This window comes from Pantoea graminicola (genome assembly GCF_048452665.1).
Classification (GTDB): domain Bacteria; phylum Pseudomonadota; class Gammaproteobacteria; order Enterobacterales; family Enterobacteriaceae; genus Pantoea.
In genome coordinates this window covers 134,988-149,037 of record NZ_JBLWSJ010000001.1, presented here as the reverse complement: position 1 = coordinate 149,037, position 14,050 = coordinate 134,988, and the positions used below count along the sequence as shown (strand labels likewise).

The following is a 14,050-nucleotide window of genomic DNA, read 5'->3' as shown; positions in this document are numbered from 1 at the left end:
ACCTCAGCATTCGGGGGAATACGCGAGGTGGGGCGTTGCCAGCCAGTGATTTAAGTAATGAGACACGGCCTGTCTCTCGCAATGGCCGATTACCGGCAGATGCGGCAGCGCGGCTTTCAGCTGCGCCATCGCATTGCCCATGATGAAGCCCTGTCCGGCCTGCGCCAGCATTTCGCGATCGTTCATTGCGTCACCAAACGCCATACACTCCGCCATTGTCAGCGACAGATGCTCACATAACTGACTCAGGGCGCTGCCTTTGTTGCAGCCTGCGGGCAGCACCTCCAGACAATTCACAGCGGAAAAACAGATATCGGCCTGATCGCCCAGCGCCACATCCAGCTCTGTTTTCAGCGCCAGCAGGCGCGGGTGCTCGTCAATAAAACAGATTTTAGTCACCTGATGCGCGGGCAGTGCTTTCAGATCGCAGAGCTGATAGCGGAATCCGCTCATCTGATGAGCGTTGAGCAGTTCAGGCCGCGGACGGTCGGTAAACCATCCCTGATCATTGAAAACATGCAGGGAAGCGGAGGTTGTCCAGTGACCGTGGATCACCGTTTCTGCCACGGCAGCGGGCAGATCCTGCGCAGCAATCAGCTGACCGGACGGGTCATGAACGCGGGTGCCATTGCCGGTGATCAGCCACGCGGGCAGCGCCATTTTCTCACGTAACATCTGCATCTCCAGCAGATGACGTCCCGTCGCCAGCACCAGATGAATGCCGCGCTGATGCAGCGCCTGCAGAGTGTCGAGCGTCTGCTGTCCCGGTTGATGATTTGGCAGTAACAGTGTGCCATCCATATCGAACGCCGCTAAACGCACCATGAGTGATCTCCTGCTGAAAGAGGAAGTCCACTATTGCCTGTTAATTGCGGAACTAATAGTGAATACTTTGAAAAAATTGTTCCGGGTTTAGAATGCGCCAGCTTAACCGTCTCAATCAGTTTCAGCGTCTGTGGCAGCAAAGTCAGGGCGCGCCACAGCAGACCTGCGTAGCGGAGATGGCCCGCCACTGCATCTGCAGCGAGCGTCATCTGCGTACCCTGCTGTCACAATGGCAGCAGGCAGGCTGGCTCAGCTGGCAGGGCGAACCCGGTCGCGGCAAACTGGGGCAGCTGCGGTTTCTGCGCACACCGGAACAGTTACGCCAGCAGCTCCTGCAACGGCAGCTTGAAGCTGGCGAGGCGGCGGAGGCCCTGCAGCTGCTGGATCTGCCGCCGGAAAGGCTGATCAATATGCTGCGGCCCCTGATGGGCGGCCAGTGGCAGAATGATACGCCGGTTCTGCGCATCCCCTACTATCGACCGATGGAAAGCACCGATCCACGCCAGATTGCCGGTCGCGCTGAGCAGCATCTGGTTCGTCAGATCTATTCCGGCCTGACCCGCTTTGAGCAGGATGAGCCGGTCGGCGATCTGGCGCATCACTGGCAGCACGATGAAACGGCCTGCCACTGGCTGTTCTGGCTGCGGCCACAGCTGATGTGGCACAACGATGAGCCCGTTCGGGCCGGACAACTGGTCACGCAGTTCCGCCAGCTGCTGCAGGATAAGCGCGTCAGCCTGCTGCTGGCGGAGGTGACCGGCATTGATGCGCCCCATCCGCTGGCTGTGCGGTTTACCCTGCGCCAGCCAGATTTCTGGCTGCCCCATCGCCTCGCCCACCTGCTGTGCCTGCTGCCCCACCCCACAGAACCCGCCATCGGCAGCGGCCCCTGGAAACTGCGACACTTCAGCCCCGAGCTGGTCAGGATCGAAAGCCATGCGCGCTGGCATCTGCAGCAGCCGCTGCTGCAGGCGGTGGAGTACTGGATTACGCCGCAGCTGTTTGATCCCAGCCTGGGCAGCAGCTGTCGTCATCCGGTGCAGATTGCGATAGGCGAACCCGCCGCACTCAGGACGCTGCAGCCGGTCAGCAGCAGCATCAGTCTCGGCTTCTGCTACCTGGTCTGCCGCCCGCGGGCCGGTTTTTCCGCCAGCCAGGCGCGCAGACTTTTTCAGCTGATCCAGCAGAGCGGCATCGTCAGCCGGTTACCACTGGATGAGGGATTGATCACTCCCAGCCGGGAGCTGCTACCCGGCTGGGGCGTACCGCTATTTGATGACGACCCGGTTCCTTTACCGGCATCCCTGACGCTGCATTATCAGTTACCGGTGGAGCTGCATGAGATGTCGCAGGCGCTGGTGGCGCTGCTGGAAGCGCACGGCTGCATCCTGAAGGTGGTGTTTCATTCGGTAAAAAACTGGCACACCCTCGCCCCGCCTGATGAGGCGGATATCGTAATGGGCGATCGGCTGATTGGCGATGCGCCGATCTTTACGCTGGCGAGCTGGTTGCAGATTGATCCGCTCTGGCGACCGCTGTGGTCTGGCGCGCAGGGCAAACAGGTGGCGGCGCAGCTGCAGACTATCCGGCAGATCGTGGATGGCGAAGCCCGTAGCCACGCGCTGCACCAGCTTTACGATCGGCTGATGCGCGACGGTATCCTGCTGCCCCTGTTTAATTATCGCTATCAGATCCATGCGCCGCCCGGCGTAGAGGGCATTGAGCTGAACACGCTGGGCTGGTTCGATTTCAGCCGCGCCTGGATCCCGCCCCCCATCGATCCATCCTGCCGCTGTTCAGCAACGGAATGAGGCATTACCATAGGCGCAAAATTCATTACCAGGAAAATGCCATGAAACGCGCGGTTGTTGTTTTCAGCGGTGGACAGGATTCCACCACCTGCCTGATCCAGGCTCTGCAGCTTTATGATGAAGTCCACTGCGTCACCTTCGATTATGGGCAGCGCCACCGGGAAGAGATCGAGGTGGCCCAGGATCTGGCGTTGAAGCTGGGTGCGCGCGCGCATAAAGTGCTGGATGTCACCATGCTGAACGAACTTGCCGTCAGCAGCCTGACCCGGGATAACATTCCGGTACCGGCTTACGATCCTGCGGCCAGCGGTTTGCCCAGTACGTTCGTTCCCGGACGCAATATTCTCTTCCTGACGCTGGCCTCGGTTTACGCCTATCAGGTCGAGGCGGAAGCAGTGATCACCGGCGTCTGTGAGACCGATTTTTCCGGCTATCCCGACTGCCGCGATGAGTTTGTCAAAGCCCTGAACCAGGCGGTTACGCTGGGTATGGCGCGCACGATCCGTTTCGAAACGCCGCTGATGTGGCTCAACAAAGCGGAAACCTGGGCGCTGGCGGACTACTGGCAACAGCTCTCCCTGGTACGCGAGCAGACGCTGACCTGCTACAACGGCGTAAAAGGCGACGGCTGTGGTGAGTGCGCGGCCTGTCATTTGCGGGCCAGGGGTTTACAGGCCTATCTGGACGATCGGCCGGGCGTGATGGCGGCTATGAAAGCGAAAAGCGGCCTGAACTGAAGCCATCCGGTAAGGCGGCAGAGCTTTTCGCTCTGCCCTCCTTTCCATCTCAGGCCATCAGGCGCATCAGGCGCTCGCGGAGCTCCCCTTCAAGCGCAACGGCCTTCTGAGTCTGCAAATCGATGCAGACAAAGGTCAGTGCGGCATCCGCCACCACGGTCTCCTGGCCTGCCAGCATTACCCGCTGAGCAATAATGCCGCTTCTGCCATTTAGCTGGGTGATCTCACTCTCTATCGCCAGCACGTCGCCCAGCACGGCCGGACGACGGTAGTTGATGTTGATATTGACCACGACGAAAGCCAGCTTCTGTTCCAGCAACCAGTGAAATGCCTCAACCTCTTCCAGCCATTGCCAGCGCGCCTCCTCAAGAAACTCAAGATAGCGTGCATTGTTAACGTGCTGATAGACATCCAGATGATAGCCGCGCACTTTTATTATGGTCTGCATGGTGATGCTCTCCTGCTCGCTCAGGTTAACTGGTTGGACCTGCTCACTTTAGCAGAGTGGCCTGGCTCAGGGAGATTAAGCATCACCGATGTGTACTGCCTCACAGTTTCAGCCTGGCTGCATTACGTTCAATCAGCGCATTACCAATGCCCGGCACTTCGCTGAGTTGCTGAATGGCACTAAAGGGCCCGTACTGTTCGCGGTAGTTCACAATCGCCTGAGCCTTTTTCAGCCCCACGCCATTCATGGCAGCAGAGAGCTGTTCGGCTGTCGCCTGGTTGATGCTGACCTGTTCCTGTTGCGGCGGCGGGCTGTTCTCCGGCAACAATCCCGGTGAGGCATGTTGCGTAACGACGCTGCCAGCCGGTTCCGGTTCCGCAGCCAGTGAGACGCTGTGACAGAGTGCGCCGCCCAGCGCGAGTGAAAAATAGAGGGCAATAAGTTGTGATTTAGCCATGCTGTGTTTCTCCTTGTGTGTAAACAGCAGCGACAGCGTGTCACTGCCCTGCACAGGGCTCAAACACCGGATGACAGAAATGGAAAAGGCCGCGAATGCGGCCTTTGATTGTTACAGTCGTTACACAGTTTCTGCGAGGCTTACTGCATTTGTGCGGCTGCGCCGTACTTGATTTTGGCCTCTTTACGCAGGTTCTGCAGCAGTGCTTCAAACGTCAGCTGCGCATTGTTCTGCGTGACGCCTTTGACCATCTCGTCAATCTGCGCCTGCGGCATGCTGCCGGTTTTAACCTTATCGACCGCCACCAGCACGACGTTGCCCTGCATATCTTCGCTGACACCCCAGGAGGGTTTGTTTTCCGCTGGCTGAGGCAGATTGAAAGCAGTCTGAGCCACCGGATCCTGTGCATTACGATCTACGGTCTTGCTGGCGCTCAGCGTCAGACCTGCCGCCGTCAGCGCATCCTGCTTACCGGCTTTCAGGTCGGCCAGCAGCTTATCTGCCTGAGCTTTGGCCTGCTGCGTTGCTTTGTCATGCTTCAGCGTGTCGGTGATCTGCGCTTTAACCTGATCCAGCGGTTTTACCGCTTCCGGTTTATGCTCACTGATACGCAGCACAAAAGCACGATCGCCATCGACGGTGATGATGTCAGAGTTGTTGCCCGGCGCGCCGTTCTGGCCCACCAGACCGCCATTGAAGATCGCCTGTTTCACCGCATCGAAATTCAGCTCCGCTGGCAGCGTATCCTGACTGAACCAGCCGGTCTCTTTCGCTTTCAGACCAGACGCCTGCTCGGCACCCGCCAGTGACTCGTTGTCATTGCTGGCTGCTTCGCTGACCTTCTGCTGCAGTTTGTAGAAGGCATCCACGCCCTTCTCCTGCTTCACTTTGGCCGCTACGGCGCTGCGAACCTCATCCAGCGATTTCACCTGCTCTGGCTGGATATCATCCAGGCGAACCACCAGGAAGCCGACAGAGGATTTGATCACGCCTGACATCTGGCCTTTCTCCGTCAGCCCGGCATTTTTCAGCTCATCCGGCGTCGTTGAGGGTTCCAGCCAGCCCATATCGCCGCCTTTACGGGCAGAGATCGGGTCAATCGATTTGGCTTTTGCCACGTCAGCAAAGCTGGCTCCCGCTTTCAGCTGCGCCAGCACCGCATTGGCATCGGCTTCTGTTTTTGTCTGAATCACGCTGTAGCGGTTGCGCTGTGGCTGGGTGTAATCCGCTTTATGCTGATCGTACCAGGCCTGAATATCGGCATCGCTGGCTGCCTGCTGCATGCTGGCTGCATCCATCAGCAGGTAGCTGACCCGGAACTGTTCCGGCGCCATAAAGCTGCTTTTATGCTGCTGATAATACTGGCTGATTTCATCGTCGGTTACGGTCTGTTTCGCTGCCAGCGCGTTGACGTCCAGTGTGGCCTGACGGATTTCACGCTGCTGCGACACCAGATCAACCAGCTTGCTGGCTTCGCCTTTCAGCGTGAAGTCGGTGTTCGCCACCGCATTGATCAGCTGCTGATTGGAGAGCTGCTTGCGCAGCGCTTCCGCATATTGATCCGCGCTAAAGCCCATGTTGCCGATCAGGCCCAGATATTTCGCGTTGTCGAATTTGCCGTTGGTCTGGAACGCCTTCTGATTGAAGATCGCCTGTTTGACCTGATCGTCGCTGATGCTGAGATGAAGATCTTTGATGTAGCTGTCGAGCAGCGCCTGATCGATCAGCTGCGACAGCGCCTGCTGGCGGATCTGCTGCATATAGCCGTCGTTACTGGCCAGCTGCGAGAACTGGTCGCCCAGCATCTGCTGCTGACGGTTGCGTTCGCTGTTAAACGCCTGCTCCAGCTGTCCCCGGCTGATCTCCTGACCGTTTACTTTGGCTGCATAGTCGTTATTGCCGCCAATCAGATAGTTGCCAACGCCCGTCAGCACAAAGGAGAGGATAATCAGCCCCAAAATAATCTTGAGCACGACATGGTTCGACGCCGCGCGTAAATTGTCCATCATGGTATGGCAACACTCCGCTGTAGTGTGAATGTAAAGCTCGGTCGCAATTCGCCACTGGCTGGCGTCTCACGTAACTGCTGGCTCCGCTGGCAGTCTCAATCCGGTCCTGGTCCATTTTACGGCCCGATTCTCACCGGTTAAAACAAAAAAGGCACATCTGATTGATGTGCCCGTATGTTACATGAGAACGCGCAAAGCGTCCTCTAATCCACTGAAGAAAATGCGTCAATGAATCTATTCGTTGTTATTAATTGACTGCGTCTTTCAATGCTTTACCAGCACGGAAACCGGGTACTTTACCGGCCGGGATGGTGATCTCTTTACCGGTTTGCGGGTTACGACCGGTACGTGCCGCGCGGTCACGCACGGAGAAAGTGCCGAAACCGACCAGGGCCACTTCGTCACCCTCTTTCAGCGCATCTGAAACGGAACCCATAAATGCATCTAAAACACGTCCCGCTGCCGCTTTAGAAATATCAGCATCAGCAGCAATTTTGTCGATCAATTGTGACTTATTCACTCTCTTCATCCCCTCTTTATTATTTCACATCGCACCGGGCTTCCGGCCGGGTACGAACGCGCAGCAAGTTATATCAAGCCTGTGGAGCCGAAACAACGGGTTTTCTCTGAGATCGTCGCGTCGGCAGCCACCTAAATTAGCGGCACAAAAAAAAGCTGGCAAGCGCCAATTGCCTTGCCAGCTCCGCTTTTTAACGGTTTATGCCGTTAATCACTATTTTGCTGTCGCGACCTGCATACCGTATGGCGCATTTTCCAGGGCCAGATTCAGCACCTCTTCAATGCGCTTCACCGGATGGATCTCCAGGTCGGCAATCACGTTCTGTGGAATGTCTTCCAGGTCACGTTTGTTGTCGTCCGGGATCAGCACGGTTTTGATGCCACCACGGTGTGCGGCCAGCAGTTTCTCTTTCAGTCCGCCAATCGGCAGCACCTGACCGCGCAGGGTGATCTCACCGGTCATTGCCACATCCGCCCGCACCGGGTTTCCGGTCAGACAGGAGACCAGCGCCGTACACATGGCGATACCAGCACTCGGGCCATCTTTCGGTGTGGCACCTTCAGGAACGTGAACGTGAATATCGCGTTTTTCGTAGAAGTCACCATTGATGCCCAGCTTCTCTGCACGGGCACGCACGACCGTCAGTGCAGCCTGAATTGACTCCTGCATCACCTCGCCCAGAGAGCCGGTGTAGGTCAGCTTACCTTTACCCGGTACGCAGGCGGTTTCGATGGTCAGCAGATCGCCGCCCACTTCGGTCCACGCCAGACCGGTGACCTGACCCACGCGGTTTTCACTGTCGGCACGGCCGTAGTCAAAGCGCTGAACGCCCAGGAAATCCTTGAGGTTTTCGCCATTGATGGTGATGTGCTTTTTACTCTTGTCCATCAGCAGTGATTTCACCGCTTTACGGCACAGTTTCGACAGCTCACGCTCAAGGCTACGCACCCCGGCTTCACGGGTGTAATAACGGATGATGCCGATAATCGCGCTGTCCTCGACCGTAATTTCGCTGGCTTTCAGCGCGTTACGTTCGATCTGCTTGGTCAGCAGGTGCTGCTTGGCGATGTTCAGCTTCTCATCCTCGGTATAGCCCGACAGACGGATGACTTCCATACGATCCAGCAGCGGCGCCGGAATGTTCATGGAGTTCGAAGTCGCCACGAACATCACATCGGAAAGGTCATAGTCGACTTCCAGATAGTGGTCGTTGAACGCAATGTTCTGCTCAGGATCGAGCACTTCCAGCAGCGCAGAAGCAGGATCGCCACGCATGTCGGAGGACATTTTGTCGATCTCATCCAGCAGGAACAGCGGGTTTTTTACCCCGACCTTGGCCATTTTCTGGATCAGCTTACCCGGCATGGAGCCGATGTAAGTCCGGCGGTGACCACGGATTTCCGCTTCGTCACGCACGCCGCCCAGCGCCATACGCACATATTTGCGGCCGGTCGCTTTGGCGATCGACTGACCCAGCGAGGTTTTACCCACCCCTGGCGGTCCGACCAGGCACAGAATCGGGCCTTTGATTTTGCTGACGCGACTCTGCACCGCAAGATACTCAAGAATACGATCCTTCACGCGCTCCAGGCCGTAATGGTCGGTATCCAGGGTCTCCTGCGCCTTACGCAGATCTTTTTTCACTTTGCTGCGGGCGTTCCACGGAACCTGCACCATCCAGTCGATATAGCCGCGAACCACGGTCGCTTCTGCGGACATCGGAGACATCATTTTCAGTTTCTGCAGCTCAGCGTCCGCTTTCTCACGCGCCTCTTCCGGCATTTTCGCCGCATCGATTTTGCGTTTTAACGCTTCATACTCGTCCGGCGCGTCATCCATCTCGCCCAGCTCTTTCTGAATCGCTTTCATCTGCTCATTCAGATAGTACTCGCGCTGGCTCTTCTCCATCTGCTTCTTCACGCGGTTGCGAATGCGCTTCTCAACCTGCAGCAGATCGATTTCAGATTCCATCATGGCCATCAGATATTCCAGACGCTCATTAACGTCGGACATCTCCAGCACAGACTGTTTGTCGGCCAGCTTCAGCGGCATATGTGCCGCAACGGTGTCGGCCAGGCGCGCCGCATCGTCAATGTTGTTCAGCGAGGTTAACACCTCGGGTGGGATCTTTTTATTGAGTTTGATATAGCCTTCAAACTGATTGATCGCCGTGCGCACCAGCACTTCCTGCTCGCGCTCTTCGATCTCTGGCGACACCAGATATTCAGCTTGTGCTACAAAATGGTCACCGTTATCGGCCAGCGTCGTAATATGGGCGCGCTGTAAACCTTCGACCAGAACTTTGACGGTGCCATCCGGCAGTTTCAGCATTTGCAATACAGATGCAACGGTCCCTACTGAGAAGAGATCGTTAATGCCAGGTTCATCCGTTGAAGCCTCTTTCTGTGCGACCAGCATGATTTTTTTATCATGATCCATTGCGGCTTCAAGGCACCGAATTGATTTTTCCCGGCCAACAAACAACGGAATTACCATGTGCGGATAAACCACCACGTCGCGCAGCGGCAACACGGGGATTTCAATGCGTTCAGAACGCTCAGGATTCATAGAGCTCTCTCTTTGTTTAATGTCCGCCAGGTGATGGGAACCGCATCAGGCAGGTATGCAGTTAAACCCACAGGTATCTGAGTATATGGGGATGATTGTCCGACATTCAACGTCACAGAGGCGAGAAAAGCAAAAGGGGAAAAATTTTCCCCTTTTTTACGAGTACGACATGGACGATCTGTTTATTTATTCGCCAGATGCCTGGGCTTCATGCTTTCCGTAGATCAACATAGGATCAGACTGACCATCAATAACTGATTCATCAATCACGACTTTCTCTACATCGTCCATCGAAGGCAGGTCATACATCGTTTCCAGCAACGCACCTTCTACGATTGAACGCAGACCACGCGCACCGGTTTTACGTGACATCGCCTTTTTCGCGATTGCCGTTAATGCCTCGTCACGGAACTCCAGCTCAACGCCTTCCAGGTTAAACAGCGCCTGGTACTGTTTTGTCAGGGCGTTTTTCGGTTCACGCAGGATCTGGATCAGCGCTTCTTCGCTGAGTTCACTCAGGGTTGCCACCACAGGCAGACGACCGATGAACTCCGGAATCAGACCAAATTTGATCAGATCTTCAGGCTCACACTGTGAAAGCAGTTCGCCTTCGCTGGCTTTCTGCGATTTCCCTTTGACGGTTGCGCCGAAACCGATACCGGAGCCGGTTTCAACACGCTGGGAGATCACCTTGTCCAGACCGGCGAATGCGCCGCCGCAGATAAACAGGATCTTAGAGGTATCGACCTGTAAGAATTCCTGCTGCGGATGCTTACGCCCGCCCTGTGGCGGAACGGCTGCCACGGTGCCTTCGATCAGTTTCAGCAGAGCCTGCTGGACGCCTTCGCCTGACACGTCACGGGTAATCGACGGGTTGTCAGACTTACGTGAAATTTTGTCAATTTCATCGATATAGACGATGCCGCGCTGCGCTTTCTGCACATCGTAATCGCACTTCTGCAGCAGTTTCTGGATGATGTTTTCAACGTCTTCACCCACGTAACCCGCTTCGGTCAGCGTGGTGGCATCAGCCATGGTGAAAGGCACATCAAGCAGGCGAGCCAGGGTTTCGGCCAGCAGCGTTTTACCGCTCCCGGTCGGGCCGATCAGCAGAATGTTACTTTTGCCCAGTTCAATACCGTTGCTGGTATCGCCGTTACGCAGACGCTTGTAGTGGTTGTAGACCGCCACCGCCAGCACTTTCTTCGCTCTTTCCTGACCAATGACATAGTCATCGAGGTGATGGCGGATTTCATGTGGGGTAGGCAGAGCACTACGTTCGCGGTGCGGAGCGACTTCTTTAATCTCTTCGCGAATGATGTCGTTGCACAGGTCAACACACTCATCGCAGATATACACTGACGGCCCGGCAATCAGCTTTCGCACTTCATGCTGGCTTTTGCCGCAAAAAGAGCAGTACAGCAACTTTCCTGAACCGTCTTTGCGCTTATCTGTCATCAGTTAACCTCTTCCTGTTCTCAGGCCATACCCGCGTATGGCGCTGGCCGTGCTGAGACGGCCGAAATTCATTCAACCCATTACAGTACCGTTGTCCCGATAACTATAGACCAGGAACAACGGCAGGTCGGGTCTTATTGACGATGCGTCAGAATCGAATCGACTAATCCATACTCTACCGCTTCATTTGCAGAGAGGAAACGATCGCGCTCGGTATCACGCTCAATTTCTTCCAGCGTTTTACCGGTATGCTCGGCCATCAGCTCATTCATACGCTGCTTCACTTTCAGGATTTCGCGCGCATGGATTTCGATGTCGGTTGCCTGGCCCTGATAGCCGCCCAGCGGCTGATGGATCATGACGCGTGAGTTAGGCAGGCAGAAACGCTTGCCTTTAGTGCCCGCCGTCAGCAGGAAAGCGCCCATGGAGCAGGCCTGACCCATACAGATGGTGCTGACATCCGGTTTGATAAATTTCATGGTGTCGTAGATCGACATACCGGCCGTGATCACACCGCCAGGTGAGTTGATATAGAGATAGATATCTTTTTCCGGATTCTCAGCTTCCAGAAACAGCATCTGCGCCACAATCAGATTAGCCATGTGATCTTCAACCTGGCCGGTCAGGAAAATGACGCGCTCTTTCAGCAGACGGGAGTAGATGTCGTAAGAACGCTCACCACGCGAAGTTTGTTCAACCACCATTGGCACCAGCGCATTGTGCGGTGCAGTATATTCACGATCGCCACTGTATGACATTACCGTCTCCTGGATAAATTTCATTGGCAACATTCTGTACCGATTCTACGTAAGACGCGCGGGAAACTCCACGCCGCATCTTTTCCGACACCTTCAGGACGGTTAATCAGTCAGCCTTACTCTCATTTCTGCATACTCCCAATATCTGGGGATGCTGCACACATGTTTCAAGCATAACAATCTTTTCCCTGTTCGCTAAACCGGAAAAAGCGATGCGTGAATAATTTGCCGATAAATTAAACAAATAGCCGTGACGCAGCGCGTCCCGGATGCAGAATACAAAAAAGCCCGCGACTTTTCAGTCACGGGCTTAGCACAGAAGGTTAACTGAGTGATCAGGCCTGAGCGGTCTGGTTCATCAGTTCCTGGAAGTTGGTCTCTTTCTCGGTCACTTTCGCTTTCGCCAGGACCGCTTCAACCGCCTGCTCTTCCAGCGCGACGTTGCGCATGTTGTTCATCAGCTCGTTGTTCTTGCTGTAGAACTCGATCACTTCCTGCGGATCTTCATACGCAGAAGCCATCTCTTCAATCATGGTGTTCACGCGCGCGTCATCTGCTTTCAGCTCGTGGGTACGAATCACTTCGCCCAGCAGCAGACCGACAACCACGCGGCGTTTAGCCTGCTCTTCAAACAGTTCGCGTGGCAGTTCCAGCGCCTGTTTTTCGTTGCCACCAAAGCGCTGTGCAGCCTGACGACGCAGAACGTCGATTTCGCTGTCAATCAGGGCTGCAGGAACGTCGATTTCGTTTGCCGCAACCAGGCCGTCGATGGCCTGAGACTTGATGCGGTTGCGGATAGCGCCTTTCAGCTCGCGATCCATGTTTTTACGCACTTCGGTACGCAGGCCGGCCACTGAACCATCTTCAACGCCAAAACGTTTGATGAACTCTTCGGTCAGTTCTGGCAGTTCGCGCGTTTCAACTTTCTTCAATACGATCTCAAACTTCGCATCTTTCCCTTTCAGGGTTTCTGCGTGGTAGTCGTCCGGGAATTTCACGTCGATAGTGAAGGTTTCGCCCGCTTTGTGACCCACAATGCCCTCTTCGAAGCCTGGGATCATGCGGCCCTGGCCCATGGCCAGAACGAAATCAGAAGCTTTACCGCCTTCGAACTCTTCGCCGTCAACAGAACCGTTAAAATCGATAGTCGCACGATCTTCCGGGCCTGCAGCCGCGTCGCTTTCGATCCAGTTGGCCTGCTGCTTGCGCAGGGTATCCAGCATGGTGTCAACGTCAGCATCGGTCACTTCAACCAGTGGTTTCTCGACTTCGATGTTTTCCAGGCCTTTCAGCTCAACTTCCGGATAAACTTCGAACTCAACCGCGTAGGTGAAATCCTGACCTTCTTTGTATTCGCCTGGCACGTAGTTCGGTGCGCCAGCCGGATTAATTTTTTCTTTGATGATGGCATCAACGAAGTTGCGCGTCATCAGCTCGCCCAGCACGTCCTGACGAACAGAAGCGCCGTAACGCTGCTCTACGATGTTCATCGGCACTTTGCCTTTACGGAAACCGTCGATGCGAACTTTCCTGGCAACGTCAACCAGTTCTTTTTTTACTGCGCTTGCGATGCTGTCAGCAGCGACAGTAATCGTAATGCGACGGCCCAGGCCCTGAGTGGTCTCTACAGAAACTTGCATCTTGTTACCTCAAAAAATCACGTGCTCGGTCAACTTCAGACACCACACATCGTGAAATGCGCCGTATCTAACAACCGGGACGGCTTCCGTGAAGAGAACCTGATCCCTGTTACCAGAAGCGTCCCGAAGACATTCCGGAAAAATAGACGCAGCATTATAGCGGCATCACCGGAATGAGTCGAGGACGCTTACTCACCACTTTTCAGCAACTTTGCTGCTTTTTTGAGCCAGGGATCGCGTTTATCGCTAATTAAATGAAAAAACGGCCCGCAGGCCGTTTCAGAGAAGGGAGATCAGGCGAGCGTACCGGCACCCCGGCAGTTGGGGGACGCGAGTACTGTATCCTGCAATCCTTCCCACTCTTTGAGCGTGTAGGTATGCAGGGCCAGGGCGTGAACGCTGCCCGCTAATTCCGCCGCCAGTTCGCCGTAGATAAGGCGGTGACGCGCCAGAAAACGCTGGCCCGCAAAGCAGTCACTGACAATCACCACTTTAAAGTGGCTTTCAGACCCGGCGGGCACGTTGTGACGGTAACTTTCGTCATGCACTTCCAGATGAGCTGGCTGAAACGCCACACGCAGCTTTTCTTCTATTTGTTCGCGGATCATGGCTATTACTCCTCAATGGCGAGCGCAGTGCCCCATCTCATTCAATCTTAGTCGCTTTTTGTGCGCTTACCCGTCAGCAGAGGGTAAATTTTGCATTTGTGATCTGCACGTTAACCGCGCGCATCATAACCCAGCTGAAACGAACCGCAAACCCGGCCGCGGCGGAGCCTTTTAAAACGATTTCAGACACAATTTCACCCGCGACAGGGCT

At 55.3% G+C, this 14,050-nt stretch carries 12 protein-coding genes; 2 read left to right on the top strand and 10 right to left on the bottom strand.

Features of this window, described 5'->3' with window-relative positions; all coding sequences use genetic code 11:
* Positions 1 to 3 precede the first annotated feature (3 nt).
* Positions 4 to 825: an HMP-PP phosphatase gene (gene cof / locus ACNY69_RS00745; RefSeq protein WP_293770842.1), complete on the bottom strand. Its 822-nt coding sequence runs from the start codon at positions 823 to 825 to the stop codon at positions 4 to 6.
* Positions 826 to 917: 92 nt separating this feature from the next.
* Here cof and ACNY69_RS00740 point away from each other — a divergent pair, with 92 nt between their 5' ends.
* Positions 918 to 2,636, top strand: coding sequence for an SgrR family transcriptional regulator (locus ACNY69_RS00740; RefSeq protein WP_418797138.1), 1,719 nt, complete (start codon positions 918 to 920; stop codon positions 2,634 to 2,636).
* Positions 2,637 to 2,677: 41 nt separating this feature from the next.
* A complete protein-coding gene (gene queC, locus ACNY69_RS00735) occupies positions 2,678 to 3,373 on the top strand; it encodes a 7-cyano-7-deazaguanine synthase QueC (protein WP_111140958.1) in 696 nt (231 codons plus the stop codon).
* Between the two features lie 49 nt (positions 3,374 to 3,422).
* On the opposite strand, the gene ACNY69_RS00730 is transcribed toward queC, so the two are convergent.
* The 9 genes from ACNY69_RS00730 to bolA form a co-directional block, all read right to left on the bottom strand.
* Positions 3,423 to 3,821, bottom strand: coding sequence for a YbgC/FadM family acyl-CoA thioesterase (locus ACNY69_RS00730; protein WP_111140959.1), 399 nt, complete (start codon positions 3,819 to 3,821; stop codon positions 3,423 to 3,425).
* A gap of 100 nt (positions 3,822 to 3,921) precedes the next feature.
* Positions 3,922 to 4,278 (bottom strand): ComEA family DNA-binding protein, encoded by a 357-nt coding sequence (locus tag ACNY69_RS00725; RefSeq protein WP_293770844.1) that lies wholly within the window; start codon positions 4,276 to 4,278, stop codon positions 3,922 to 3,924.
* Positions 4,279 to 4,418: 140 nt separating this feature from the next.
* A complete protein-coding gene (ppiD, locus tag ACNY69_RS00720) occupies positions 4,419 to 6,287 on the bottom strand; it encodes a peptidylprolyl isomerase (protein WP_367396136.1) in 1,869 nt (622 codons plus the stop codon).
* Positions 6,288 to 6,534: 247 nt separating this feature from the next.
* Complete coding sequence (hupB, locus tag ACNY69_RS00715; protein WP_033731763.1) at positions 6,535 to 6,807, bottom strand: nucleoid-associated protein HU-beta; 273 nt, start codon at positions 6,805 to 6,807, stop codon at positions 6,535 to 6,537.
* Positions 6,808 to 7,020: 213 nt separating this feature from the next.
* Positions 7,021 to 9,375 (bottom strand): endopeptidase La, encoded by a 2,355-nt coding sequence (gene lon / locus ACNY69_RS00710; protein WP_111140961.1) that lies wholly within the window; start codon positions 9,373 to 9,375, stop codon positions 7,021 to 7,023.
* 186 nt (positions 9,376 to 9,561) lie between these two features.
* Positions 9,562 to 10,833: an ATP-dependent protease ATP-binding subunit ClpX gene (gene clpX, locus ACNY69_RS00705; RefSeq protein ID WP_111140962.1), complete on the bottom strand. Its 1,272-nt coding sequence runs from the start codon at positions 10,831 to 10,833 to the stop codon at positions 9,562 to 9,564.
* Positions 10,834 to 10,967: 134 nt separating this feature from the next.
* The gene (clpP, locus tag ACNY69_RS00700) at positions 10,968 to 11,591 is read right to left on the bottom strand and encodes an ATP-dependent Clp endopeptidase proteolytic subunit ClpP (protein ID WP_111140963.1); all 624 of its coding nucleotides are present in this window, start codon (positions 11,589 to 11,591) and stop codon (positions 10,968 to 10,970) included.
* 335 nt (positions 11,592 to 11,926) lie between these two features.
* Entirely contained in the window at positions 11,927 to 13,231 is a 1,305-nt protein-coding gene (gene tig / locus ACNY69_RS00695) for a trigger factor (protein WP_111140964.1), read from the bottom strand.
* A 293-nt stretch (positions 13,232 to 13,524) separates the two neighbouring features.
* Entirely contained in the window at positions 13,525 to 13,839 is a 315-nt protein-coding gene (gene bolA / locus ACNY69_RS00690) for a transcriptional regulator BolA (protein WP_008924895.1), read from the bottom strand.
* Between the last annotated feature and the right edge of the window lie 211 nt (positions 13,840 to 14,050).